The organism is Halosaccharopolyspora lacisalsi (assembly GCF_014137975.1).
Classification (GTDB): Bacteria; Actinomycetota; Actinomycetes; order Mycobacteriales; family Pseudonocardiaceae; genus Halosaccharopolyspora; species Halosaccharopolyspora lacisalsi.
In genome coordinates this window covers 201575-227316 of the sequence record NZ_JACGWZ010000006.1, presented here as the reverse complement: position 1 = coordinate 227316, position 25742 = coordinate 201575, and the positions used below count along the sequence as shown (strand labels likewise).

General features: G+C 69.7%; 26 protein-coding genes. 14 read left to right on the top strand and 12 right to left on the bottom strand.

Going from position 1 to position 25742, the window contains the following annotated elements:
* Positions 1-84: 84 nt before the first annotated feature.
* The 3 genes from FHX42_RS19925 to sepH all read left to right on the top strand — a co-directional run bounded on the left by FHX42_RS19925 (position 85) and on the right by sepH (position 3212).
* Positions 85-648, top strand: a complete 564-nt coding sequence (locus tag FHX42_RS19925) for a sigma-70 family RNA polymerase sigma factor (protein ID WP_182545947.1) — start codon at positions 85-87, stop codon at positions 646-648.
* A gap of 254 nt (positions 649-902) precedes the next feature.
* Positions 903-2045 carry a phosphoserine transaminase gene (gene serC, locus FHX42_RS19920; protein WP_182545946.1) on the top strand — a complete coding sequence of 381 codons (1143 nt, stop codon included), beginning with the start codon at positions 903-905 and terminating at the stop codon, positions 2043-2045.
* Between the two features lie 213 nt (positions 2046-2258).
* A complete protein-coding gene (gene sepH / locus FHX42_RS19915; protein WP_182545945.1) occupies positions 2259-3212 on the top strand; it encodes a septation protein SepH in 954 nt (317 codons plus the stop codon).
* A 198-nt stretch (positions 3213-3410) separates the two neighbouring features.
* Here the strand turns inward: sepH and FHX42_RS19910 are convergent, their stop codons facing one another.
* The gene (locus tag FHX42_RS19910) at positions 3411-4025 is read right to left on the bottom strand and encodes a DUF2537 domain-containing protein (protein WP_182545944.1); all 615 of its coding nucleotides are present in this window, start codon (positions 4023-4025) and stop codon (positions 3411-3413) included.
* Positions 4026-4029: 4 nt separating this feature from the next.
* A complete protein-coding gene (locus tag FHX42_RS19905) occupies positions 4030-4836 on the bottom strand; it encodes a TrmH family RNA methyltransferase (RefSeq protein WP_182545943.1) in 807 nt (268 codons plus the stop codon).
* 172 nt (positions 4837-5008) lie between these two features.
* Between FHX42_RS19905 and FHX42_RS19900 the strand changes: the two genes are divergently transcribed.
* The 4 genes from FHX42_RS19900 (at position 5009) to FHX42_RS19885 (ending at position 9810) form a co-directional block, all read left to right on the top strand.
* Entirely contained in the window at positions 5009-6328 is a 1320-nt protein-coding gene (locus tag FHX42_RS19900) for a multidrug effflux MFS transporter (protein WP_182545942.1), read from the top strand.
* A 96-nt stretch (positions 6329-6424) separates the two neighbouring features.
* The gene (locus FHX42_RS19895) at positions 6425-7360 is read left to right on the top strand and encodes an aldo/keto reductase (protein WP_182545941.1); all 936 of its coding nucleotides are present in this window, start codon (positions 6425-6427) and stop codon (positions 7358-7360) included.
* A gap of 191 nt (positions 7361-7551) precedes the next feature.
* Positions 7552-9048, top strand: coding sequence for a glutamate-cysteine ligase family protein (locus tag FHX42_RS19890; RefSeq protein ID WP_182545940.1), 1497 nt, complete (start codon positions 7552-7554; stop codon positions 9046-9048).
* Positions 9049-9180: 132 nt separating this feature from the next.
* On the top strand, positions 9181-9810 hold the full coding sequence (locus tag FHX42_RS19885; RefSeq protein WP_182545939.1) for a superoxide dismutase: 630 nt from the start codon (positions 9181-9183) through the stop codon (positions 9808-9810).
* Positions 9811-9906: 96 nt separating this feature from the next.
* Here the strand turns inward: FHX42_RS19885 and FHX42_RS19880 are convergent, their stop codons facing one another.
* The 4 genes from FHX42_RS19880 to FHX42_RS19865 all read right to left on the bottom strand — a co-directional run bounded on the left by FHX42_RS19880 (position 9907) and on the right by FHX42_RS19865 (position 13976).
* Positions 9907-11400, bottom strand: a complete 1494-nt coding sequence (locus tag FHX42_RS19880; RefSeq protein WP_182545938.1) for a sodium:solute symporter family protein — start codon at positions 11398-11400, stop codon at positions 9907-9909.
* 1 nt (position 11401) lies between these two features.
* Entirely contained in the window at positions 11402-11668 is a 267-nt protein-coding gene (locus tag FHX42_RS19875) for a hypothetical protein (RefSeq protein ID WP_328796456.1), read from the bottom strand.
* A 531-nt stretch (positions 11669-12199) separates the two neighbouring features.
* Positions 12200-13522 carry an MFS transporter gene (locus FHX42_RS19870; RefSeq protein ID WP_328796454.1) on the bottom strand — a complete coding sequence of 441 codons (1323 nt, stop codon included), beginning with the start codon at positions 13520-13522 and terminating at the stop codon, positions 12200-12202.
* A 22-nt stretch (positions 13523-13544) separates the two neighbouring features.
* Positions 13545-13976: a MarR family transcriptional regulator gene (locus FHX42_RS19865; RefSeq protein ID WP_182545937.1), complete on the bottom strand. Its 432-nt coding sequence runs from the start codon at positions 13974-13976 to the stop codon at positions 13545-13547.
* Between the two features lie 104 nt (positions 13977-14080).
* Between FHX42_RS19865 and FHX42_RS19860 the strand changes: the two genes are divergently transcribed.
* Positions 14081-14380 carry a DUF2530 domain-containing protein gene (locus tag FHX42_RS19860; protein ID WP_328796453.1) on the top strand — a complete coding sequence of 100 codons (300 nt, stop codon included), beginning with the start codon at positions 14081-14083 and terminating at the stop codon, positions 14378-14380.
* Between the two features lie 79 nt (positions 14381-14459).
* On the top strand, positions 14460-15011 hold the full coding sequence (locus FHX42_RS19855; protein WP_182545936.1) for an ESX secretion-associated protein EspG: 552 nt from the start codon (positions 14460-14462) through the stop codon (positions 15009-15011).
* A 54-nt stretch (positions 15012-15065) separates the two neighbouring features.
* Here FHX42_RS19855 and FHX42_RS19850 read toward each other — a convergent pair whose 3' ends face one another.
* From FHX42_RS19850 to FHX42_RS19840, 3 genes are all read right to left on the bottom strand, one after another.
* A complete protein-coding gene (locus FHX42_RS19850; protein WP_182545935.1) occupies positions 15066-15284 on the bottom strand; it encodes a hypothetical protein in 219 nt (72 codons plus the stop codon).
* A 272-nt stretch (positions 15285-15556) separates the two neighbouring features.
* Positions 15557-18520, bottom strand: coding sequence for a sacsin N-terminal ATP-binding-like domain-containing protein (locus FHX42_RS19845; protein WP_182545934.1), 2964 nt, complete (start codon positions 18518-18520; stop codon positions 15557-15559).
* On the bottom strand, positions 18517-19353 hold the full coding sequence (locus FHX42_RS19840) for a DUF3027 domain-containing protein (RefSeq protein ID WP_328796452.1): 837 nt from the start codon (positions 19351-19353) through the stop codon (positions 18517-18519). Before FHX42_RS19840 ends, FHX42_RS19845 begins: the two co-directional genes overlap by 4 nt.
* A 57-nt stretch (positions 19354-19410) precedes the next feature.
* On the opposite strand from FHX42_RS19840, the gene FHX42_RS19835 reads away from it, so the two are divergent.
* On the top strand, positions 19411-20262 hold the full coding sequence (locus FHX42_RS19835; RefSeq protein ID WP_328796450.1) for a glutaminyl-peptide cyclotransferase: 852 nt from the start codon (positions 19411-19413) through the stop codon (positions 20260-20262).
* 66 nt (positions 20263-20328) lie between these two features.
* Positions 20329-20826 (top strand): DUF2771 family protein, encoded by a 498-nt coding sequence (locus FHX42_RS19830; RefSeq protein WP_182545932.1) that lies wholly within the window; start codon positions 20329-20331, stop codon positions 20824-20826.
* A gap of 35 nt (positions 20827-20861) precedes the next feature.
* Here FHX42_RS19830 and FHX42_RS27500 read toward each other — a convergent pair whose 3' ends face one another.
* Positions 20862-21257 carry a cold-shock protein gene (locus FHX42_RS27500; protein WP_182545931.1) on the bottom strand — a complete coding sequence of 132 codons (396 nt, stop codon included), beginning with the start codon at positions 21255-21257 and terminating at the stop codon, positions 20862-20864.
* A gap of 321 nt (positions 21258-21578) precedes the next feature.
* Between FHX42_RS27500 and FHX42_RS19820 the strand changes: the two genes are divergently transcribed.
* Positions 21579-21794, top strand: a complete 216-nt coding sequence (locus tag FHX42_RS19820; RefSeq protein ID WP_182545930.1) for a hypothetical protein — start codon at positions 21579-21581, stop codon at positions 21792-21794.
* Between the two features lie 89 nt (positions 21795-21883).
* Here the strand turns inward: FHX42_RS19820 and FHX42_RS19815 are convergent, their stop codons facing one another.
* Positions 21884-23539: an AMP-binding protein gene (locus tag FHX42_RS19815; protein WP_328796448.1), complete on the bottom strand. Its 1656-nt coding sequence runs from the start codon at positions 23537-23539 to the stop codon at positions 21884-21886.
* 131 nt (positions 23540-23670) lie between these two features.
* Here FHX42_RS19815 and FHX42_RS19810 point away from each other — a divergent pair, with 131 nt between their 5' ends.
* Both FHX42_RS19810 and FHX42_RS19805 read left to right on the top strand, forming a co-directional pair.
* A complete protein-coding gene (locus FHX42_RS19810; RefSeq protein ID WP_182545929.1) occupies positions 23671-24447 on the top strand; it encodes a PhzF family phenazine biosynthesis protein in 777 nt (258 codons plus the stop codon).
* 62 nt (positions 24448-24509) lie between these two features.
* Complete coding sequence (locus tag FHX42_RS19805) at positions 24510-24911, top strand: YccF domain-containing protein (RefSeq protein ID WP_182545928.1); 402 nt, start codon at positions 24510-24512, stop codon at positions 24909-24911.
* Positions 24912-24959: 48 nt separating this feature from the next.
* Here the strand turns inward: FHX42_RS19805 and FHX42_RS19800 are convergent, their stop codons facing one another.
* Positions 24960-25724, bottom strand: a complete 765-nt coding sequence (locus FHX42_RS19800; protein WP_182546128.1) for an HAD-IIA family hydrolase — start codon at positions 25722-25724, stop codon at positions 24960-24962.
* Positions 25725-25742 lie beyond the last annotated feature (18 nt).

Here is a 25742-nt window from a genome sequence, read left to right as displayed (position 1 = left end):
TTCGGGCGGATGGCTCCTGCTGGTCACCGCGTCCGGCGCGTAGGGTTCCGCCCGGCAACGCCGGGACTGCAGTTGGGTGGCGCGATGGACGACCAGCAGCTGACGCGCTACGCGATCGCGGCCAAGCAGGGTGACCGGGAAGCCGCCGCCACCTTCGTCCGGGCCACGCAGCGTCAGGTCTGGCAACTGCTGCGCCACCTGACCGATGCCCGCTCCGGCGAGGACCTCACCCAGGAGTGCTACCTGCGGGCGTTCTCCGCGCTGCCGTCCTTCCGCGGTGACTCCTCGGCGCGTACCTGGCTGCTGGCCATCGCCCGCAGGGTCGCGGCCGATCACCTGCGGCGACGCCGCCGACGCCCCCGAGTCGCCGACCACGAGGACTGGGTCGGCGCCGCCGATCGCGCCCAACCGCGCGGCCTGCCGGGGATGACCGACAACTACGCGCTGCGCACCGCCCTCGACGAGCTCGACCCGGCTCGCAGGGAGGCGTTCGTGCTCACCCAGGTACTCGGGCTCAGCTACGAGGAGACCGCCGGGGTCTGCGGCTGCCGGATCGGCACCGTGCGCTCCCGGGTCTCCCGGGCGCGCACCGACCTGGCCGACGCCCTGCGCACGGAGACCCCACCCGGCCGGGCCTCCCCCGGCTGAGGTCGTCCACCCGAGTCACCACGGACGGCTCGCGAGTACGGACCAAAGTCCCGAACGCTGTTCACATGCTGGCCAACAAGCGACTCAAAGCAGTAAGTTGCCCACGGATGTCCGTGGGGACGGGCCGGCACCTCGGCACCGTCGACCGCGACATGCCCTTGCTCAAACCGGCAACGGCGCCGGTCATCGCGCGACAATCGTGCTGGTGGCAAGACGGTATCTGTCCAACACGACAACGATCGGAAGACGCCGGTATGACGCAGGCCGAAACCAATATCGACCCGACGACCCTACGGTTGCCCACCGAGCTGCAGCCCGCGGACGGCCGCTTCGGCTGCGGGCCCTCGAAGGTGCGCACCGAGCAGCTGGCGCGGCTGGCCGACTCGGGATCGGTGATGGGCACCTCCCACCGCCAGAAGCCGGTGAAGTCGCTCGTCGGCCACGTGCGGGAAGGCCTTCACCGCCTGTTCTCGCTGCCCGAGGACTACGAGATCGTGCTCGGTGTCGGCGGTACCACGGCCTTCTGGGATGCCGCGTCGTTCGGCCTCGTGCGTGAGCGTGCGCTGCACCTGACCTACGGCGAGTTCACCCAGAAGTTCGCCAAGGTCACCGAGTCGGCACCGTTCCTCAACGATCCTGTCGTGGTCTCCTCCGACCCGGGTGACGCTCCGCAGCCGATCTCCGACCCCAGCGTGGACCTCATCGCCTGGGCGCACAACGAGACCTCGACCGGCGTGATGCTGCCACCGTCCCGCCCCGCGGGTTCGGAGAACGCGCTGGTCGCCGTGGACGCGACCTCGGGAGCGGGCGGTCTGCCGTTCGACCCCGCCGACGTCGACGTGTACTACTTCGCACCGCAGAAGTCCTTCGCCGCCGACGGCGGACTGTGGCTGGCCGCGATGAGCCCGGCGGCGCTGGAGCGCATCGGTGAGATCGGTTCCTCCGGCCGGTGGGTCCCCGAGTTCCTGTCGCTGACCACGGCGCTGGACAACTCCCGCAAGGACCAGACCTACAACACGCCGGCACTGGCCACCCTGCTGATGCTGTCCGACCAGATCGACTGGATGCTCGAGCAGGGCGGTCTGGACTGGTGCGTGCGGCGCACCGGCGAGTCCTCCCGCCGCCTGTACTCGTGGGCCGAGGCCTCCGATCACGCGGCGCCGTTCGTGACCGATGTGAGCAAGCGCTCCCAGGTGGTCGGCACCATCGACTTCGCCGAGTCCGTGGACGCGGCGGCGGTGGCCAAGGCGCTGCGCGCCAACGGCATCGTCGACACCGAGCCCTACCGCAAGCTCGGCCGTAACCAGCTGCGCATCGGGATGTTCCCGGCCGTCGAGCCGGACGACATCACCGCGTTGACCCGCAGCATCGACTGGCTCGTCGAGCGACTCGGCTGACTCCTTTCGAGTGACACTGGCGGCCGTTTTTCATCACGGACAGTGCGATGTTCGGACAAGAACGGCCGCCCGGGTCACCGAAAAAGATTCCTTCTGGCCACTTTCGTGACAGGATGGTCGTGAACCCGGCGCGCCTGGCGCGATGAGTGGGCCCGTCGGGTTATCGTTACGACTTGGTGATGTGTAGCCAGCGGGAGGCGCGGGGAGGCCAGTATGCGAGCGCTACGGGTGGTCGGACTCGACGAAGACGGTGAAACCGTCATTTGCGAGGACCCCGACAACGGCGAACGCTTTTCGCTCCTTGCCGACGAACGCCTCCGCGCGGCGGCGCGCGGCGATCTGACCCGGCTCGGTCAGGTCCAGATCGAACTGGAGTCCTCGATGCGCCCGCGCGAGATCCAGGCCCGGATCCGGGCCGGCGCCTCGGTGAGCCAGGTCTCCGAAGCCTCCGGCATCCCGGAGCAACGTGTCGAGCGCTACGCCTACCCCGTCCTGCTGGAGCGCGCCCAGACCGCCGAGCGGGCGCAGCATGCCCACCCGGTCCGTGAGGACGGACCCGACGTGCAGACGCTCAGCGAGGTCGTCGCGCACACCTTCGGGATGCGCGGTCACGAGTACGCCGACACCAGCTGGGACGCGTGGCGCGGGGACGACAACAAGTGGGTCGTGCGCCTGAGCTGGCAGGCGGGACGCTCGGAGAACACCGCGCACTGGGTGTTCCACCCAGGGGCGCACGGTGGCACGGTGGCGGCGCTGGACGGCGACGCCGCCGACCTGCTCGACCCCTCGCCCAACCGCCCGTTGCGCACGGTGCGTCCGGTGACCGAGCTGGCCAGGGAGGCGCTGGAACTCGACCAGCCCGATGCGGCTCCGGAGGAAAGCGCCGACGCGGTGCCTGCCGAGGAACCGGCGGAGCCCGAGCCGCACCCCGCCCGCGGGCTCGACGAGCCGGAGGTTCGGGAGTTCCCGCGGTCACCGGTGTGGCCCCCGCAGGTGCCACAAGCCACCGCCGAGGTCCCCGCCCCGGAACCACCGGAACCGGGCACCGAGGACGACGTCGAACCGGACGCCGACGACGAGGATCCGGAACAGCGCCAGGCGCGCAAGAATCACCCGATCGTGCCCTCCTGGGAGGACGTACTCCTCGGTGTCCGTTCCCATCGGTGAATGGTTCCTCCGGTCGGCCTGCACAGCGGGTCGGTAGGGGAACCTCGAACTCCCGCCCGCGACCCCCGCGGAGACGCTGCGCGCCGCAGTGTCTCCGCAGGGCTTTCCTCGCGGAGGATCCCAGGAAATACTTAACCACTGCTACAACTTTGGTGGTTGCCCAGTTTCGCGCGAAACTGGGCAACCACCAAAGTTCTTTCAGCCCAGGAGGCCGAGGAGGAGAGCGCACCAGGCGAGGGCGATGCCGCTTGCGGTGCCCAGCGCGACCCAGCGCCACACCAGCACGCGGCGGCCGATCCAGATGGACGGGGCGAAACCGGCGGCCACCACGATGTTGACGATCGCCGCCAGCAGGATGCTGACCTCGGCCATACCCGCCGAGACGACGACCATCGCCACGGCCACGATCGCCGCGACGATCGCACTGACCGTCAGACCGGTGCCCCAGGGAACGGGCTCGGCGGCTTCGCGCTCCTCCGGAGCGCTCGCCGCCGCCCGCTGTCCGCCCACGCGGCGAACCCGGCCGTCGAGCGGATCCACGTAGCGGACTTCACCGGTCTCCTCCGCCAACTTCCCCGCCAGCTGCCGCCCGCGCCGGGAAACCGCCTGCCCGGTCGACTCGTCGGCGACCTCTTCGACCACCGATGCCCACTCGCGCAGCGCCGCGACCAGGGGTGCGGACAGCCGCAGTCGCCGTGGATCGAGTTCGTTCCCGTCTCGAAGCAACACCGCTCGCCCCGAGCTCACGCGCAGCTCCACGATGCCGGAGCTCTTCCGCTGCCCCGTCTTCGTGAGCCCAGTCCTCGTGCGCATTCGTTCAACACCCGCCCGCCGCGTGGAAAGCGATGGCGGCCGACGTCGCGACGTTGAGGGAGTCCACGCCGTCGGCCATCGGAATACCGGCCGCGACGTCGGCGGCGCCGATCGCCTCCTCGGTCAGCCCCGGCCCCTCGGAGCCCAGCAGCATCGCGACCCGACCGCGCTCCAGCCCCGCCTCGCGCAAGGACACCGGAGACGCCGTGCGCGGAGTCAGCGCGACGACGCGGAACCCCTCGTGACGCAACCACTTCAGGTCCCCGGGCCACTCCGGAAGCCGAGCGAACGGGACCCGCAGCACGTGTCCCATCGAGACCCGGATGCTGCGCCGGTACAGCGGGTCCGAGCAGCCGGGGCCGAGCAGGACGCCGTCGATGCCGAAGGCGGCGGCGTTGCGAAACAGCGACCCGAGGTTCTCGTGGTCCCCCACCCCCTCCAGCACCGCCAGGCGGCGCGCCGATGAGGCCATCCGAGCGAGATCGACGGGTGGGGTGCGGTCGGCCACGGCCAGCACGCCCCGATTCAGGTGGAATCCCACGACCCGGGCCATCACGTCGGGATCGGCGACGTAGGCGGGCACGTCGAGGTCGTCGATCGATTCGGCGAGCTGGTCGATGCGGCGACGCACGCCCAGCAACGCCCGTACCGGATACGGCGAGGCGATCAAGCGCTCGACGACCGCCACTCCTTCGGCGATGACCAGTCCGCGCCCCCCGGGCCGGTCCGGACGCCGGTCGGCGTTCGACAGATCGCGGAAGTCGTCGACGCCGGGGTCGTCCGCCTGCGTCACTTCGATGAACCGCGCCACGTATCACATTTTCGCATTCGCCCCAACGATCTCGGCCGCGTGCCGCTCCCGCGAAACCGAAGCGCGCAGGTGACCGATATCACACTCGGGAAACGACCGTGCGCGGCATAAGTAACGGGGCGTCGGTCGTTTCCGGGGAGCGGGGCGCCAGCAACACGACCGAGGGAGAAGCATGTCCACTGCCGAGGGGGCCGGAGCCAGCGTCGACAACTCTCGCTTAGGTCGCAAGGCGCGCTTCGCACTCATTCTGGGCGGATTGACCGCGTTCGGGCCACTGTCCATCGACATGTACGTGCCCGCCCTGCCACAGCTGACCGCGGACCTGGGGGCGACTTCCTCGGCGGCACAGCTCACGCTGACCGCGGTGCTGCTCGGGCTGGGGTTCGGCCAGCTCGTCGCCGGCCCGGTCAGCGACTCCGTGGGGAGACGCAAACCGCTCATGACCGGCCTGGCGGTCTACATCCTCGCCTCCGTCCTGTGCGCCCTGTCCGGCTCGGTCTACGCGCTGGCGGCCCTGCGCTTCCTCCAGGGGTTCGGAGCCGCCGCGGGGATGGTCATCGCCCGCGCGTCCGTGCGCGACCTCTACTCCGGCGTGGAAGTCGCCCGCTTCTTCTCGGCGCTGATGCTGGTCACCGGCCTGGCTCCGATCCTCGCCCCGGTCATCGGCGGACAGGTGCTGACCTACACCAACTGGCGCGGCGTCTTCGTCGTGCTGACTGTCTTCGCGGTCGTGCTCATGACGGTGGCCGCGTTCGCCCTGCCGGAGACCAAGCCGCGGGAGTGGCGTCAACCCGCGCGCCTCGGGGCCACGTTCACCACCTTCGGCCGGTTGCTGACCCGGCCGTCGTTCCTCGGCAACGCGCTGGCCGCGGGGCTGGCGATGGCGGCGATGTTCGCCTACGTCTCCGGTTCCTCGTTCGTGCTCCAGGACATCTACGGCCTGTCACCGCAGACCTACGGGCTCGTTTTCGGCATGAACGCCGTGGGGCTGGTCGCTGGTGGCCAGATCAACGCCAGGCTGGTGGGGCGTGTGGCCACCGAGTCGCAACTGCTGCTCACCGCCCTGGTCTCGGCGGCGACCGCGGGCGCCCTGCTGGTCACGGCCGTGCTGACCGGGATGCCGCTGGCGGTGCTGCTGGCCGCGCTGTTCGTGATGATCTCCAGCCTCGGCTTCGTCATGCCCAACACCACCACGATCGCGCTGGCCGACCAGCGCGAGGTGTCCGGCAGCGCATCGGCGTTGCTGGGGGTCTGCCAGTTCGTCGTGGGTGCGCTGGCGGCACCGCTGGTCGGACTGGGAGGCACCGGCTCGGCACTGCCGATGGCACTGGTGATGTTCGGGGTCGTGCTCGCCTCCCTGGTCGTCTACCTGACGTTCGGACGCCGGCGCGAACGGTCCGCGCCGATCGAGCCCGAACGGGTCGACGACACCGGGGCCGCCGCCGAAACGGGAACGCAAACCCGCGCCGAACAAGAAAAACATTCCGGGTGAAATCGCCTGAAACGACGCACAGCGACGGCGGGACGGTGCACAACCACACGATCGAGGGGGCGGACAGGGCCGTCCGAGTGATGCTAGTTTCGAATTATGCCCTTGCTCGGTAGCACCGATCTGGATGTTTTTCCGATCTGCCTCGGTGGCAATGTGTTCGGTTGGACGGCGGATCGCGACGAGTCCTTCTCCGTGCTCGACGCCTACGCCGCGGCCGGCGGAAATTTCATCGACACCGCCGACGCCTACTCGGCCTTCGCGCCGGGCCTCGTCGGTGGTGAGTCCGAGACGGTGCTGGGCGAGTGGCTGCGCAGTCGCGGCAACCGGGACGACATGGTCATCGCCACCAAGGTCGGCCTGTGGGACCAGCGCTCCGGCCTGTCGGCGGCGAACATCCGGGCGGCGGCCGAGGACTCGCTGCGGCGCCTGGGGACCGACCACATCGACCTCTACTACGCCCACACCGACGACCGCTCGACTCCGCTCGAGGAAACCCTCGGCACCTTCGACGAGCTGGTGCGGGAGGGCAAGGTCGGCCACATCGCGGCGTCGAACTACACCGCTCCGCGGCTGGCCGAGGCGCTGAGCGTGTCCGACCGCGAGGGACTGGTGCGCTACCAGGCCCTCCAGCCGCACTACAACCTCGTCGAGCGCACGGATTTCGAGGGCGAGCTGGCCGAGCTGGCCGCCACCGAGAAACTCACCGTGCTGCCGTACTACGCGCTGGCCAGGGGTTTCCTGACCGGCAAGTACCGCCCGGGCGACGAGCTCTCGGAGAGCCCTCGCTCCGAGGGCGCCCGCGCCTACCTCGACGAGCACGGAGTCAAGGTGCTGGCCGCGCTCGACGAGATCGCCACCCTGCGGGGCGTGCCGATGGCCTCGGTCGCGCTGGCGTGGCTGCTCGGACAGGACGCCGTGGCCGCCCCGGTCGCCAGCGCCCGCAACACCGAGCAGCTCGCCGCGATCCTGCCCGCGTCCCGGCTCGTGCTCACCGAAAGCGAGCTGAACCGTCTGTCCGACCCCTCGGTGTAGGTGTCCTCCGGTTCCACGCGAAATCGGGTAACCCCGGCGGGGAGGCAGCGGTCGCGAAGGGGTACTGAGCCGTCCGGCGGCACCCCCGATACGCCGTTTTGGCCGCTGACACACCGGGTATCGATGTGTCACCGTGAGTTTCCTGCTGTGCGGCTGCTAATGCGCACGTGCCGACCGGGCGGGAGAGCGGCATGGGGAAGCATCTGGCGAACCGGACGTTCGCACCGGTGGATCGACAGCGCTATCGAGACAAGATGCAGCGCGGGTTGGACGCGCTGGCGCGCATGCTGGCCCACGGCAATTTCTCCTTCCCCTATCAACAGATGGGCCTGGAGATGGAGCTCAATCTGGTCGACGACCGGATGGAGCCGTCCATGTCGAACGCGGTGGTACTGGCCAGGATCGCCGATCCGATGTTCACCACCGAGCTCGGCCAGCACAACATCGAGATGAACGTGCCCCCGCGTGCGCTCGCCGGTCAGGGAGCGCTCGAACTGGAGGAGGAACTCCAGGCGGCCTTGTCCAACGCCACGGACAAGATCGGGGACACGGAGGCGACGCTGGTCATGATCGGCACGTTGCCGACCCTGCGCAGCCCCCACTTCGATCCGCGCTGGCTGTCCCAGCCCCAGCGCTACTCGCTGCTCAACCAGCAGATCTGCGACGCACGGGGCGAACAGATCCTGCTGGACATGGAGGGCGTGTCGCTGAGCGAGGGCGCCGAGGAGCGACTGTACTCCCACGCCGACTCGATCCTGCCCGCATCGGCGTGCACCTCCGTGCAACTGCATCTCCAGGTGGCGCCGGAGGACTTCGCCGCCCACTGGAACGCCGCGGAGTGCCTGGCCGGAGTGCAGCTGGCCATCGGTGCGAACTCGCCCTTCCTGCTGGGCAAGGCGTTGTGGCAGGAGACCAGGATTCCCCTGTTCCAGCAGGCCACCGACGCGCGTCCGGAAGAGCTGAAGAACCAGGGCGTGCGTCCGCGCGCGTGGTTCGGCGAACGCTGGATCACGTCGATCTTCGACCTGTTCGAGGAGAACGTCCGCTACTTCCCCGCCCTGTTCCCGCAGCCGGACGAGGAGGATCCGGTGGCCGCGCTGGATGCGGGCAGGACGCCGACGCTGGCCGAGCTGCGGATGCACAACGGCACGATCTGGCGCTGGAACCGGCCGGTCTACGACCTGGTGGAGGGCGTGGGGCACCTGCGGGTGGAGAACCGGGTGCTGCCCGCGGGCCCCACGGTGATCGACGTGCTGGCCAATGCCGCGTTCTTCTACGGCGTGCAGCGGGCGCTCACCCAACAGGATCGTCCTCTCTGGACACGAATGACCTTCGCCGCCGCGGAGGAGAACTTCTACGTCGGTGCGCGCACCGGTATGGACGGGTACCTGTACTGGCCCGGTTCGGGCTGGGTTCCCCCGGACGAACTGGTGCTGCGCAGGTTGCTGCCCATGGCTCACGAGGGACTGCGCGCGTGCGGGGTCTCGGACGCGGTCAGGGAGCGCCACCTCGGGGTGATCGAGCAGCGCTGCCTGCGCCGCCAGACGGGATCGACCTGGCAGCGGGACACGGTCGCGCTGCTGGAGGAGGGCGGTATGGACCGCACCGCCGCGTTGAGCGCGATGCTGCGACGTTACGTCGAGCTCAGCCAGGCCGGCGAACCCGTGCACACCTGGCCGGTGAAATAGGGAACCCCCGGCATCACCGACCTCACCGATGAGATCAACACCTCCCCGAGATGCCAGACTGCGGTAGTTGCCACTAAGTTGCAAGTAGGACAGAATCGCAGTGAGCATCTGTAAGCACGAAGGAGACGTTTCATGGCTCAGTACGTGCTGCCCGAGTTGGACTACGACTACTCGGCGTTGGAGCCCGCGATCTCGGGTGAGATCAACGAGCTGCACCACAGCAAGCACCACGCGACCTACGTCAAGGGCGCGAACACCACCATCGAGCAGATCGCCGAGGCGCGGGACAAGGGCGACTTCTCCTCGATCGTCGGCCTGGAGACCACGCTGACGTTCAACCTGGCCGGTCACTCGCTGCACCTGGTGTGGTGGAAGGTCCTGAGCCCGGACGGCGGCGACAAGCCCACCGGCGAGCTGGCCGCGGCCATCGACCAGGACTTCGGCTCCTTCGACAAGTTCCGCGCCCAGATGGAGGCCGTGTCCACCACGATCCAGGGCAACGGCTGGGGCGTGCTCGCCTGGGACCCGGTCGGTCAGCGGCTGATCACCCAGCAGCTGCGCGACCACCACTCGAACCTGTCGATCGCCACCACCCCGCTGCTGGTGTTCGACATCTGGGAGCACGCCTACTACCTGCAGTACAAGAACGTCAAGGCGGACTACGTCAAGCAGCTGTGGAACGTCGTCAACTGGGACGAGGTCGCCCGCCGGTTCGACGCCGCCCGCAAGGGCTACAACGGCCTGCTGCTTCCGCAGTCCTGAGGTACGCCTCACCCGGACCCGGTGGTGAATGCTCCGACAAGCGACACTGCCGGAAACCTCGGGCCCTCCGCGCCGGCGCGGAGGGCCCGAGGTTTTTCACGTCCGGACCCGAGCCGACGAGTTCGTCTCCCCGACGTCGTCCGGACCCCGGCTGGGCAGCAGGGATCCGACCACGCAGATCACCAGGTTCAGCAACAGGCCGGCCATGCCGCCGTGCACGCCGTAGATCGTCTCCGTCCCGGCGAGCGTCATTCCCCCGGCCAGCGCCGCGCCCGCGCCCATGCCCCAGCAGACGGGCCGCGCCCGCAGTCGCAGCCAGTACATCCCGAGGACGAAGGCCGGGGCGAGCTGGATCAGCAGTTCGATCTTGAGCACGAAGATGTTCACCAACGTGCCCGGTGGGTTCCAGGCCAGCAGCAGCAGTCCGAAGACGACGACGCCACCGACGAGCTTGCCGACGAGCAGTTGGCGGTGCTCGGAGGCGTCGGGCCGCACGTGACGTGCGTAGAAGTCCCTGGACACGATCGAGGACAGGCTCAGCAGCGCCGAGTCGGCCGTGGACACGATCGCCGCCACGACCCCGCCGAACAGCAGGATCATCGCGACGTAGAACACGACGTTCAGACCGGCCACCTCGTTGGCGATCATGCCGACGAGCCTTTCGGACTCGGAGTCGGACAGGCCCGGGAACAGGCGGATGCCCACCATGCCGATGCACCACACCACACCGGCCGTGATCAGCGGCATCCACACCATCGGCAGCAGTGACCGCTTCAGGGTGCGCTCGCTGCGCGCCGCGAAGACGCGCTGGATGGCATGGGGGTACAGCGCGATGCCGATGGCGACCATGAGCATCATCGACAGCCAGTTGATCGACCCGCGCAGCGAGGGCACCGCCATGACCTCGGGCTCGTTGGCCACCAGGTAGCGCGCCGTGTCGGACGGTGATTCGCCCGTCAGCACGAAAGCACCGACGAGCAGGGACACGACGCCGATCAGCAACGCGACGCCCTGCATGACGTCGGTCAGCGCCACGGCACGCATGCCACCCGACCACGAGTACACCAGCATGACGCAGACGAAGGCCAGCACGCCGAGCTGGTACGGGACGGTCTCCCCGGTCAACCCCGCGATCGCGTGCCCCATGGCGATGAGCTGTTCGAGCAGGTAGTTCGCCAGCCCCCACAGCATGAGGAAGGTCGCCAGCAGGCTGAGCCCCCGCGAGTCGAACCGGTGGCGCAGCCAGTCGACGGGGGTGACGAACGAGTGCTTCTTCGCCAGCACGTACATGCGCGGGGCGAAGAGCAGGTAACCCGCGATGATGAGGGTGAAGAAGGTGACCGACTGCCACCACGGGAACCCCTCGCGGTAGGCCTGCGGCGGGTATCCGATGACGGTGTTGCCGCTGTACTGGGTGGCGTAGAGCGTGAAGAACAACACGATCACGCCGAGGTTGCCACCCGCGAGGTAGTGGCTCTTCAGGTCGTCACGCCCGCCACGTCCGACGAAGTACCCGATGAGCAGCATGATCGCGGCATAGGCCACCAGCACGACGACACCGGCGGCACCTCCGAAGGCCAGCTCGCCCACGTCAGCACCGCCCCTCGGAGTCCTCGGCCGCGTCCGCTTCCTCCGCGTCCTCGACGAGGTTCCAGTGGTGAGTCAGGACCCAGGACAGGTACGCGCACAACGACACCGACGAGCCGATCGCCACCAGCGTCCACAGTGGCATGCCGAGTACCGTCGGACCGATCGTGCCCTCCGGCAGGTACCAGGGAATCCCGGCCAGCAGGATGACTCCGATTCCGACCCAGATCCGGGGATTGCGGACGGGTTCCCTGACACGCGACGGATCCACCGGGCCTCCTGTCGTACGGCTGATCTCCCAAGAAACCGCGCGCGGCCCGAGCAGTCAAGAGCGTTCTTCGTGGCCCGATCGTGCTGAGGCGGCGACCACGAACCCCGTGGGGACGTCCTTTCACGGGAGCGTGGCCGCGCCGAGCGGTGGCCACCTCCCGAACGAGGTCTCCATGACCAGCACGGTCGCGGTTCGCACGGGAACGCCCGCACGCGCTGGCGAAGACACCCGTTCCCCTCGTCGCGGGCGGTATGGCGCTGCTGATGGTGGCGACGAGCGCTGCTGCGGGCCTGAGCGGGGCTGGTCGCGGTGACGACGATTCCCACGCTGGCCTGGCAGGCCACCCACGACTGGCCACAACTGAACATGCCGACGTCCTCAGCGCCGAGAACCAGAGCGAGGACGTAGGCCTGCTGTGGCGGTGGCTGGCCACAGCGGGCATGATCGGGGCCCGAACTCCCGAGGGAGACCGGGCCCCGGTCAGTTCCCGAACTGACTGCCGCTCCCACCACGAAGCGGACATGATTTAGGTTAGCCTAACCTGCTCGATGTGGCAACCCGTCCGCGTCGCCACAGCACCGCCGCCCCCACGCACGCGGCCACCAGCGAGGCCAGCCCACCCAGCACCAGGGGTGCCCGACCTCCCAGCACCTCGGCCAACCAGCCGGACACCAACCCGCCGATCGGCCTCCCGCCCAGGAACAGCATCATGTACAGCCCCATGACCCTGCCCCGCATCTCCGGGTCGATCGACAGCTGCACGCTCGAGTTCGCGCTGGTGGTGAAGCTGATGACCGCCAGGCCGACCGGGATCAACGACACCGCGAAGGTGGTGTAGCCGGGCATGAACCCCGCCGCCGCCTCCAGCGCACCGAAGGTCCCCGCGCTGCCGAACAGCAACCGCAGCCGCGGGCGTCCACCACGACGCGCGGCCAGTGCGGCACCGGCGAGGGTCCCGATGGCCAGCATCGTGATCAGCAGGCCGTACCCCGACGCGGCGCGGTGGAACACGTTGCGCGCCATCACCGCGAACACGCTCTCGAAGTTCATACCGAACGTGCTGACGCAGAACGCCAGTACCATGATCACGATCAGGTCGGGCCGCTCGCGCACGTAGCGCAGGCCCGCGATCAGCTGGTTGCCCTCCTTCGGCGACCGCGACACGCGGTACAACCGGGTGGGATCCATCGCCACCAACCCCAGCACCACAGCCGCCGAGCTCAGACCGTTGCCGAGGAACACCCAACCGGTACCGACCACCGTGATCAGCATCCCCGCCACGGCGGGCCCCACGATGCGGGCCAGGTTGAACGTCATGGAGTTCAGCGCGACCGCGTTGGTCAGTTGCGCCGGGCCGACCATCTCGACCACGAACGACTGACGAACCGGCGAGTCGATCGCCGAGAAGCAGCCCAGCACGAACGCGAGCGCGTAAACGTGCCACAGCAGCACGATCCCGGAGACGTCGAGCAGGCCCAGCGCCAGTCCGCACAGCCCCATGGCGACCTGGACCGCGATGAGCAGCCGCCGCTTGTCGAAGCGGTCGGCCACGACTCCGGCGCCCAGCGTCAGCACCAGCGTCGGAACGAACTGGAGGGCCACCGCCACACCCAGCGCCGCCGGGCTGCCTCCGGAGAGATCCAGCACGAGCCAGTCCTGCGCGGCCCGCTGCATCCAAGTCCCGGTCAGCGAGACGACCTGCCCGGAGGCGTAGTAGCGGTAGTTCCGCTCGCGCAGCGAGCGGAACATGCCGCCGCCCGCGTCGACAGAGGTGTCCGACGTGGATTCGCGCGCCCGGGTATCCGCGTCCCCCTCCGGTTCGGTGCCCGGTCGGTCAGGGGTATGCGCGGTCACTGTTACGCGTTCCACTCCTCGGTCACGTGCTCGCCATCCTGTCCAGGATCGCTGCGGCTCGGGACAGCGTCTCGCGCTCCTCCGTGGTGAGCTCGGCGACCTTCGTGTCCAGCCACTGCTCGCGCGCCGAGATCTCCCGCTCGATGCGGTCGCTTCCGAGCTCGGTCAGCTCCACGATGGCCTGACGACCGTCTGTGGGGTGCTTGCGGCGGGCCACCAGCCCGATGCCTTCCAGCGCGGCGATCACCCGCGTCATCGAGGGCGGTTGGACACCTTCCCTGGAGGCCAGCTCGCCCGGAGTCAACGCCCCGTTGTTGCGCAGGCAGGACAACATCGACAGCTGGGACAGCGTCACACCGGAGTCCGCCTGTGCCCGCAACCGGCGGTTCAGCCGCACGACCGCCAGCCGCACTCGGCTGGCCAGTGTGCGTTCGCGTTCGGCGGTGTCGACCACGTCGTTAGTCTACCAAACCATCCACGGAATCAGGACAAAGCAGTCACCCGATCGTGTCCCCTATCGTGTCACGACCGCGCGGGAGGTGGCGTAGCCTTCCCGATGTGGCCAGCGACAGTGAGACCCCCACGCGACCGGCACCGATGCACGCGGTGCCACCGCTGCCACACCGGTTGGCCGAACCCACCCCGGTCGTTCTGGTGGGAACCCTGCTGTGGTTCGCCGCCTGTGCTTTCTTCGGGATCACGGAGTGGATGAGCGGTGACCTCACCATCCGGTTCTGGACCTCGCTGATCGGAGGACTCCTGGGAGTCGCCGGTTACGGAGTGTTCCGCTGGCAACGTTCGGCCTCCCGTCGCGGGTCACGCGGCGCGTGGAGAGGGTTATCCGGTCTGGACGGCTGAATTCTCGGTGACGCCCCCGCCGGGACGCCGTGGTCGCTACCGTCGCTTCGACCACGACAATCGACATACGGGGGACACCGTGCCGACCACGACCGAGCTCGACCTGCTCGAGTACGCCGTGCTGGCCGAGAAGTCCGGCATCAACCGCGTTCCGACGATCGCCTCCTACAGCAACCACGGCACCGCCGTCACCGACGTCGTCGCCGAGTTCGAGAACGCCGAGCAGCGGTGCAGACGGCGCAGACTGATCAACGGCAGCGGGCGGGCCAGCGACGAGGTCTGGGACCTGCTCGGAATCTACCCCTCCACCAGCGTCGAGTTCGATCCGCGCTTCTCCGCCCAGGAGGGCACCGAGGTGCCGGCGTCGGTCTCGCGCACCAGCCGGGGGGCGGTGCGCACGATCGTCGACGGCGACCGCGTCCGCCTGGAGGAGCTACGTGCCGGGGAGGCGATTCCCGCCCTGGTCTCCGCGCTGCCTCCGGTCGATCCGATGCGGATGCAGCCGCTGAGCATCGACCTCTCGGCGTTGCGGGCCGCGACGGCCGAGACGGACGGCGAGGACCAGGCGGCGAAACCCGGCGGCCAGGAGCAGCCCCGACGCCGTGGTGAACGGACCGCCTTGGTGGTGTGACTGCCCAAACGGCCCGTTCATCCTTCGAGACAGCGACCCCTACGCGCGGCGTTCCTACTCCGGCGGCGGTGGTGTTTCCGGATCCGGTTCGAAGGGCGGGTCGGAGTCCGGGTCCGGAAACGGATCGGGCAGCGGGAACGGGTCCGGCTCGGGTTCCGGCTCCGGTTCCGGCGGGGCCGGATCGGGGTCCGGCTCCGGAGGAACCGCCCCGGGATCCGGCTCGGGCGGGACCGACCCGGCGGACAACGAGTCTTCCTGGCACAATCCCAGCACTCCCACACCTCCGATCGGTGACCGTACCGGTTCCGGTCAGCAGCTGCCGCCCGGTGGCGGGTCGGTGTACGGCACTCCGAGCGCCGGAAGGCGGCGCGCACTCCGACTCCCGCCACCACATCCTCCACGACCGGCGCACGCGGTGCTACGCAGCGAGTCGGCGAGCGGCACCGGCGGCACCGCGTGCGGTGCGTTTTCCCGGTTTCGCGCGAAACCGGGATTTCCCAATTCCACGCGAAACCGCACGACTCACCACGCACCGCCGGGCGCCGTCAGCGCAGCAGGGTCACGGCGGCGGGGTCGGCCAGCAGGGCGGCGAGGGCGAAGCGCTCGCTCCAGCGGTCCGCCGCCCAGGCCAGCGCCCGGGAGAGGCCGTCCGGCGTGCGCTCCGCGTAGACCGTGCCGGCACCGTCGACCCACCAGTGCACCGACTGCTCCCCGTCGGCGGTGTGCACCTTCAGGCCGTCCTGGAGGACGACCTCGCCGGAGGGCACCGGCATCCCCAACAACTCGCACGCGGCGGGAACACGACCGACGTCCCGCCACCGCTGGGTCACTCCGCCGCCGTGGCTCACCTGAATCACGGCGTTCTCCGAGGCCAACGGCAGGTCGAGCAGCTCGGCGAGTGCCTCGGCGTCGAACTGCTCGGGACTGCCGCCCGCCACGACCAGCGGTGCCTCCAGCACGCCGAGCAACCACGGCTCGTCGAGCACCACGGCACGCTCCGCGCCGACCACCGCTCCCGTGACCGAGCGCACCGCCTCCGGCGGTTCCGCGTCGGCGGAGTCGACGACTCCGTTCGTGACCGCCTCCGCGAGCGCGCGGTGCGCGCGCAGTGCCGTACCCGCGCGAACCGTGCGATTGCGGTCGCCCAGGCGTCGAGTCAGGTCGCGGACGTCGCTCATGTCGGCCACGGACAGCTCGGCGCACACACCGGCCAGCCGGAGGTGTTCGGGCTCCAGCCCGACGTCGGGCACCGGCTCGTAGAGCCCCGCGAGCTCCTCGGACTCCGGCAGCCGCCACTGCCGCGGAGGGTTCCCCGCCAGCAGGGCGAACCGGGCGATCCACCAGGACGTGTAACCCCCGGGCTCCCGCAGTGCCTCCAGCGTGTGCCGCTCACGTGCCAGCAGGCGGATCGCGGCGGGCCAGGCGTCGTCGGACACCAGGTCGAGGTCACGGACGCCGACGAAGCGCTCCGGCGGCTGCTCCGTCCCCCGCCCGCTCCACCAGCGCTCGGTGTCGGCGAGTCCCTCCGGTGGTTCGGTGGGCTCCTCCTCGACGTGGACCTCGAAGGTGTCCAGCACGCCGACCGCGCGCAGCAGCTCCGGCGACCATCGTGCGGCGAAGTCGTCGGCGACGACGCCCAGCGGTCCTTCCCCGCCCACGACCTCGGAGTCGAGCACGTCCAGCAGTGCCGCGCCGGGCAGCAGCAGCTCGTCGGCCCGGCGGTGGTCGCCGTCGGCGTCGGGAAGCGCGAGGGCACCGAGCCAGTCCCGCCCACCGACGCTGTCGACGAGCCGCAGCACGGCCTCGGCCAGCGGGCGCGGGTCCGTACCCGAGCGCGCGTCGGGGACGCTGTGCCGGACGGCGTCGGCCAACGCCGATACGTCGAGCAGTTCGGCCGGTCCCGCGCGGTGTGCTCCCAGCCGCTCCAGCAACGGATGCACGGCTCGCGGGTCTGCGATGCGCAGACCGGAAATGTCCAGAGTGGACAGCAGGGCCACCGGATCGGGTTCGGTGTCACCGTCACCGAGCAGCACATCGCGCACCCCGGTCACGGTTCTGCCGTCGGCCAGCGGGACGGGAAGCGCGGCGAGCTCCTCGCGGGTCTCCTCCCGCGCGATGGGCAGCAGCGCCGCGTAGAGACTCCGCCACCACTCGGCCGAGCGCCGCAGTCCGGTCACCGCCTCGACCAGGTCGGCCGCTCCCAGCCGTCGCACCTCCAGCGCGCTCAGCGCCCGCCGGTGCCGCGCGCCGGAGAACTCCGCCACGATCAGTCCGGGGATCACCTCCGCCAGCAGCCCGACCAGCTCTTCGGACGCCTCGTCGAGCACCCTCGCCTCGTGCGGGGCCACGAAGCCGCCGTCGGCGGCGGGCAGCCAGGAGGCGACCCGCAGCCGGTCGAGCACCGCCTGCCGCAGCTTTTCGTCCACATCGGATGCCGGGAAGCCCGGAACGGGGACCAGCTCCGCACGCTGCTCCGGAGCGACCTTGGCGATCAGCTCCGGGTAGCACTCGGCGGCCCGATCCAGCACCGCGTCCGCCGCGGCCGAGGAGGCCGCACGGCGTCGATCGGCCTCCACCGGCACGCTCGCCAGCAACCGAGCCGGCAGCGAGAGCCGTTCCTCGGTCGGCGTCGGGGTGTGCAGGACGTCCCCGGTCAGCGCGACCGGAGCGCCCTCGTCGTCCAGGGGAACCGCCCAGCACGCCCACCATCCGGTGCTGTCCCTGGCCTCGGCCCCCAGCCCGGTGAGCGCGGATCCCGGCAGGTGCCCACCGCCGCGGTGCAGCAACCAGCTCTCACTGCTCTCCGGGCCGTGCACGGTGACGCGATCGGCGTCGAGGTCCTGCCGTCGCCAGCCACGCTCGCCGATGCGGATCTCCGACAGGGCGGGCAGCGCCAACAGCAGGTCGGGCACCTGCTCGGCAAAGGACTCCAGCAGCGCGTGCGCGTCGATCCCGGCACGCAGCGGCAGCCGCACCTCGGTGGTGAATCCCTCGGTGAGGACCTCCTCGACCGGCCACGCCAACCGCAGCACGGGGACCTCCCCCCCGCGCGCGGTCATCTCCGCGGCCGCTCCCGGCAGAGCCGCCACCTGCTCGCGAGTGCGCGCCGCCGAGAACGCCACTCCGCCGCTGGTCGAGAGCACCCTGGGTTCGTCGCTGACGGCGAGCACCGCCGCGAAACCGACGCCGAACCGGCCGACCGAGGTGCCGTCGCGCTTGGCCGAGGCGCGCAGCGACGCCAGCCCGACCACCCCCTGCTCGGTCAGCGGCTCACCGGTGTTGGCCACCCGGAGTTCCCCGCCGACGTGCTCCACGGCCAGCACGCCCCCGGAACCGGCGGCGTCGGCGGCGTTCTGCGCCAGTTCCACCAGCAGCCTGTCCCGGTAACCACCGAGCCGCAGGTCCTCCTCGGTGTTGGCGTCCTCCCGGAACCGGGCCGGTGACCGCTCCCACGATCGCGTGACGGCATCTCGCAGCGCCGCCGTGCCGAACGGGTCGGCCTGCGTCACTCCCGCCCCGATTCGCGCGGCTCGTAGTCCACCGTCGTGTCGTCGTAGACGACCTCGGCCACCGGCACGGTCGAGGAGACGTCCACCTCGGCCTCCGAGTGGGCACCGCAGCCGAACTCGGTGTGCACCACGCGGCCGTCCGCGGGGGACAGCGCGTTGCCGCAGGCCCCGAAGGCCACCCGCATCGAGCCCTCCAGGGGCATGAAGAACCCGCACGTGCCGCAGGAGCCCGGGGCCAGCTGCGCCATCTCGTTGTCCGGGCCGAAGTCACCGGTGTACCACCGCTGGGCGGCCCGCAACCGGCCTTCCTTGCTCATGACCCGATTGCGTCCCAGCCCGATCTCGCCGGCCAGCTGCGCCAGCTCGGGATCGTCGGAGGCGCCGGAGGTCAGCCGCGGGTCCTCGTGCTCACCGGGGAGCAGGTCCCCGGCTCCGAGGTCGCCGGGGCGGATCCGGTGGCTCCAGGGCAGCCAGTCGGGAGCGGTCAGGGCGTCCGGGCCGGGCAGCAGCACGACCTCGCTGACGGTGACCGGCGCTCCGGCCCCCGCCCGAGCCACCGCCACTGCCCAGCGCCAGCCGACGTATCCGGCGTAGTTCGCCTCGAAGAAGTGCGTCGCGGACTCGGCGGACTCGGCGACCACACCCGCGTGCGTACCCACCGCTTCCTCGTCGACGTTTTCCGTGGGAAGGGGGTTCGCACCTGCGGTCGCCTCCTCCTGAGCCGCACCGCGGGCGATGTCGACCGCATCGGCCAGTACCGGATCGGGCCGACGCCGCGGCCCGGATCCCGAGGCCGTCTCGGTGTCACTGGTCGGAGCAGGCGTAGGCGTCACGTCCCCGATTGTGCCGCACGACTGCGCCGAAGGTACCGACCGTGTCACCCTTTCGGAGTGCGAATACGCGTGCGGGGGACGGTCCGGAATCGGTTTCGAGGCGCGCTCGCCATCGGTCTGGTGCTGCTGGCGGCGAGCTGCGGATCGGCGCAGGTACCAGCGGAGCAGCACGGCCACGACGACCGCGAGCACACCGAACAGGGCTTGAGGCACGCCAGCAGCGTGCCACATCTCAGCGTCGATGTGGTGCGTGCGCTCGAACACGATCCGCGCGCGTTCACCCAGGGCCTCGAAGTCGCGGGCGGCTCGCTCTACGAGAGCACGGGCAAGCACGGAGAGTCCACGGTACGTGCGCTGAACCCGCGCGACGGGCGCGTGCTGAAGCAGCGGCGACTTCCCGAGAAGTTCTTCGGTGAGGGCCTCACCGTCGTCGGCGACCGCGTCTGGCAACTCACCTGGAAAGCCGGAGTGGCGTTCCAGCGCGACCGCACGAGTCTCGACGAGATCCGACGGGTGCACTACGACGGTCAGGGCTGGGGACTGTGCCACGACGGGACGAAGCTGGTCATGAGCGACGGCAGCTCCCGCCTGACGTTTCGCGACCCGAACACCTTCGCCGCCACCGGCGGGGCCACGGTCCGGCTCGGCGGCGAGCCGGTCACCGAGCTCAACGAGCTGGAGTGCGCGGGCGGACACGTCTGGGCCAACTTGTGGGGCAGTGACCAGATCCTGCGCGTCGACCCCGGTTCGGGGCGGGTGACCGCCGTGGTCGACGCCGCGGGCCTGCTGCCGAAGGGGGAGCGCGCCGCGGCCGGGGTCCTCAACGGGATCGCGGCGGTCGACGGCGAGTTCCTGCTGACGGGGAAGAACTGGCCGCGGCTCTACCGCGTCCGCTTCGTGCCCCGATGACCTTCCCGACAGCGCGACCCGAACCGGGGGACGGAGGGCTCCGGCCGGGGTCGTAGGCTCGGACACGTGCGCCGAGGACTGATATCACTGCTGGCTGTGGCGGGGATCGCCCTGACCGGTTGCTCCGCGGGCGAGAGCCGTCCCGAGGTCACCTTCTACTCCCACGGAGACGCGACCAGGGTCGCCCCCGTGCTGTTCTGCAACGAGCTGGGCAAGCAGTGCTCGCGTCCCGACCGGAGCAACGTGGGGGAGCTGGGAGTGCCCACGGAAGCACCGGTGCAGATTTCGGTACCCGAGGAGCTGTCCTCCGCACCGTGGCAGGTCGTGTTCCGCTACCGCGGTCCCGACGGCAAGCAGGTGAAGGAGCGCAGCCCCGTCTTCGACCCGGGCAAGCGCCACGCCTACACGCTGCGGGTTCCCGGCGACGGGCAGGTCGAGCACATCGAGGTGCAGCGCTACTCGGCACCCGTGACGATCACTCCCAGCGGAGGGATCCTGTTCAGCATCGGCGGAACCTGGGTCCTCGACACGCACGCCGAGGACGAGCCCTCGAGCAGGGCGTGAGCCTCCCGGACGGTTCCGGAAGACCCACGCGGTCCTCAGGAATTGCCCGGATCGAGCTCACGCGCGACCGCGCGGACGGTCTCACCGATGCGCTTGGACGACTTGCGATCCGGATAACGACCCTTGCGCAGCTCCGGGAGCACGCTGTCCTCCAGCAGCTTGATCATGTCGTTGACCATGCCGTGTAGTTCGTCGGCCGGACGGCGCCGTGCTTCCACCACCGACGGCGGGGGATCCAGCAACTTGAGCTTGAGCGCCTGCGGTCCGCGCCGCCCCTGGGCCATGTCGAAATCGACCCGCTGGCCGGTCTTGAGCGCCTCCACCCCGGACGGCAGCGCGGAGGCCCGCACGTACACGTCCTCCCCACCGTCCTGGGTCACGAAGCCGAAGCCCTTGTTCGCGTCGTACCACTTGACCCTGCCGGTCGGCACTGTCCTCACCGTTCCCTGTCACATGCTGGGACCCCTCGCTCGTGTGCGGCGGGCACCGACGTGGCTGCCCGGCGACACCGCGAGCGGTCCGCGGTCGTTTCCTGCACGTCCCGTCGACGGGACCGATGTCGTTCTCGCCCCGGCACGACGAAAGCGCCCGGGAGACGCCACGCGATCAGGCGCTCCCAGGGCGCGTCCTCCTAAGCCTACCTTCCACGTGGCAGACAGCACCGTCTTGTCCTGTGATACCCCGCGAGCCCGGCGCGGTGCCCACCACCACCTTCCCGCACATTCCCGGACACGTCGACTTACGCTGCTGTTATGCCTCGCTTCACGTCCAAATCCGCCACGCTTCCCGTCTCGGTGTGCCTGTTCGGGGTCGGGTTGGTGGCCGTGGTCGTCATCTTCGGGATGGGCGCCACCGGAGTCCGGAACCTGCCCCTGTGGTTGAACCTGGCGGCGATGCTGGCACCGCTCGGCCTGATCACGGGCGTGGTCACGGTGATCCTCCGAGCTCGTGGAACCTACCACCCCTGAGCCGACACCGACGGCGAGAGCGGTTTGTTACTTTCGTCACCTCCAGGCGGGTCGGGCGGCCCCGCCGAGAGCCGCCCGACCCGCCGACATCACGCGGTGCCGAGGCCGAGGAACCGCTTGGCCTGCTCACGCATCTCGACCTTGCGCACCTTGCCCGTGACGGTCATCGGGAACTCCTCCACCACGTGCACGTACCGGGGGATCTTGTGGTGCGCGAGCTTGCCGGTGCAGAACTCGCGCAACGACTCGACGGTGAGCTCGGGGGATCCCTCGTGCAGCCGCACCCACGCCATGAGCTCCTCGCCGTAGCGCTCGTCGGGAACGCCGACGACCTGCGCGTCCAGGATGTCCGGATGGGTGTACAGGAACTCCTCGATCTCCCGGGGGTAGAGGTTCTCCCCGCCACGGATGATCATGTCCTTGATGCGGCCGGTGATGCTCACGTAGCCGTCCGGATCCATCGTCGCGAGGTCGCCGGTGTGCATCCACCGGGCCGAGTCGATCACCTCGGCCGTCTTGTCCGGTTGGCGCCAGTAGCCCAGCATCACCGAGTAGCCCCGGGTGCACAGCTCACCCGACTCCCCCACGGGCACGGTCAGTCCCGTTGCCGGATCCACGATCTTGACCTCCAGGTGCGGCCCGACCCTGCCCACCGTGGACACGCGCCGCCGCAGCGAGTCGTCGGCGCGGGTCTGCGTCGACACGGGGCTCGTTTCGGTCATCCCGTAGCAAATCGCCACTTCGGTCATGCCCATCCGGTCGATGACCTGCTTCATCACCTCCTCCGGGCACGGAGATCCGGCCATGATCCCGGTGCGCAACGAGCTCAGGTCGTAACCGTCGAAGTCCGGCCGGTCCAGCTCGGCGATGAACATCGTCGGCACGCCGTACAACGAGGTGCAACGCTGCGCGTCGACGGCCGCCAACGCCGCGCCGGAGTCGAAGCCCTCGGACGGGATCACCATCGCCGAGCCGTGGCTCGTGCAGGCGAGGTTGCCCATGACCATGCCGAAGCAGTGGTAGAAGGGCGGGCAGAGCGCCACCCGGTCGTGCTCGGTGTAGCCGCACAGCTCGCCCACGAAGAACCCGTTGTTGAGGATGTTGTGGTGCGAGAGCGTGGCGCCCTTGGGGAACCCCGTGGTTCCCGAGGTGTACTGGATGTTGATCGGGTCGTCGGCCGAGAGTTCGGCCTTCGCCGCGGTCAACCGCCCGGGGTCGGCCGCGGTGCCACGACGCCACAGCGACTCCCACTCCGGGCTGTCGAGGAAGACGGCGTGCTCCAGGTCCGGGCAACGGGACCGCACCTGCTCGACCATGGCCTCGTAATCCGAGCTCTTGAACCGCTTCGCCGCGACGAGCAGCCGAGTCCCGGCCTGGTTGAGGACGAACTCCAGTTCGTGCTCGCGGTAGGAGGGATTGATGTTGACCAGGATCGCGCCGATCCGGGCCGCGGCGTACTGGAGCAGCGTCCACTCCGCCCGGTTCGGCGCCCAGATCCCGACCCGGTCGCCCTTGCCGATGCCGAGGTCGAGCAACCCGAGCGCGAGCGTGCTCACGTCGGCGTCGAACTCGCCGTAGGTCCAGCGGCGTCCCGTGGCGTACTCGACCAGCGCGTCGTGCCCGGGAAAGCGCGCCGCCGTGCGGTCGAGGTTCGCCCCGATGGTGTCCCCCAGCAGCGGAACGTCGGAGGTCCCCGACGCGTAGCTGGGGCTCGTGGGGATCGTCGTCGATCCGGTCTCCGTCACGGTTGCCTCCCGAAAGCCGTGTGTACCGAATCACAATGGTTACCCCACCGGTGGCGAACAGTCGAGACCCGCGCCGGGACCTCGGAAGCGGGCGTGCCCGGTGGAGCCCGCCGGGCATAGACTCCTCGATCATGGACGCTCATGTCGTGGACTCCTTCACCGAGACCGCCTTCAGTGGCAACCCCGCCGGAGTGGTGGTGCTCGACGCCCCTGCCGAGGCCTCCTGGATGCAGTCGGTGGCCGCGGAGTTCAAGCACGCGGAGACGGCGTTCGTCGTCGCGGGCGGATCCGGTGACGAACCGAAGCCACTGCGCTGGTTCACCCCGACCACCGAGGTCGACCTGTGCGGCCACGCCACGCTGGCCACCGCGCACGTCCTCGGCGGCGAGCAACGCTTCGACACCCGCAGCGGCGTGCTGACCTGCACCGCGACCGCGGACGGCCGGATCGAGATGGATTTCCCCGCCAAGCCGTCGGAGCCGGTACGGACGCCCGAGGACCTGGTCGCGGGGTTGCCCGGTGCGACGATCGAGCACGTCTTCCAGGGTGATTTCGACACCCTCGTCCGGGTGGGCTCGGCCGACGAGGTACGCGCGCTGCGGCCCGACCTCGACGCCCTCGCGCGGATCCCCGCTCGTGGAGTGATCGTCACCGCGCTCGGCGACCGGGAGGGGATCGACTTCGTCAGCCGCTTCTTCGGCCCTCGAGCCGGCGTCCCCGAGGACCCGGTGACCGGATCGGCGCACTGCGCCCTGGCTCCCTGGTGGGCTCCTCTGCTCGGGCGCGAGGACCTGGTCGGCGAGCAGGCATCACCGCGCGGCGGAATCGTGCGGATGAGTCTGCGCGGTGATCGCGTGGGCATCTCCGGGCGCGCCGTCACGGTCCTCAGCGGCACCCTACGGGTCTGAACCGACGCCATCTCGGGGCGATCACCGATGGCGGCTCGATCGCGACATGGCACGCTGGTTTTATGAGGTTGTTGCTGAACGTCGTCTGGCTGGTGCTTTCCGGCTTCTGGATGGCCGTGGGATACGTGGTCGCCGGCCTCGTGCTGTGCGTCACGGTGCTCGGCATTCCCTTCGGGATCGCCTCCTTCCGGATGGCCAACTTCGCGCTCTGGCCCTTCGGTCGGCGCCTGGTCGACGAGGACGGCGCGGGGGCCTTCTCGGCGATCGGCAACGTGCTGTGGGTGGTCCTGGCGGGCTGGTGGCTCGCGCTGGGCCACATCTTCACCGGTGTCGCCATGTGCGTCACCATCATCGGCATCCCGCTGGGGATCGCGAGCTTCAAGCTGGTTCCGGTATCGCTGTTCCCGCTGGGCAAGCGCATCGTCGACACCGACGAGGCGAACGCGACGGTGCCGCGCGGCTAGTACTTTCGGACGAGTGTGGGCAGCTTCGACGAAAACCGCCCACACCACTCACAGTCCGAAGGGATCGTCCACGTGGTCGACGAGGTCGGCCACTGAGCCGATGACCTTGGTGGGTCGGTACGGGAACAACTCAGCGGTGTGTTCCCGGGAGATGCCCGACAGCACCAGGATGGTCTGCAACCCGGCCTCCAGCCCCGACCGCACATCGGTGTCCATGCGGTCACCGAGCATGAGCGTGTTCGCCGAGTGCGCTCCCAACGCGCGCAGCGCGGAGCGCATCATCAGCGGGTTCGGCTTGCCGATGTAGTACGGCCCCCGGCCCGTGACCCGCTCGATCAGCGCCGCGACCGCCCCGGTGGCGGGCAGGGTGCCCTCCGGACTCGGCCCCTTCTCGTCGGGGTTGGTGGCGATGAACCGCGCCCCGCCCTCGACCAGCCGAATCGCCTTCGTGATCGCCTCGAAGCTGTACGTGCGCGTCTCACCGAGGACGACGTAGTCGGGTTCCCGGTCGGTGAGCACGTAACCGATTCCGTGCAGCGCCGTGGTCAGCCCCGATTCGCCGACCACGTGCGCCGTACCGCCCGGCCGCTGGTTGTTCAGGAACTGCGCGGTCGCCAGCGCCGAGGTCCAGATCGACGACTCGGGAATGTCCAATCCCGACCGCAGCAACCTCGCACGCAGGTCACGCGGGGTGTAAATGGAGTTGTTGGTAAAGACCATGAACGGCAGCTCACGCTCGCGCAGCTCGGCGAGGAACGTGTCCGCGCCCGGGACCATGCGGTCCTCGTGCACGAGCACGCCGTCCATGTCCATCAGGTAGTTCCAGGAGGA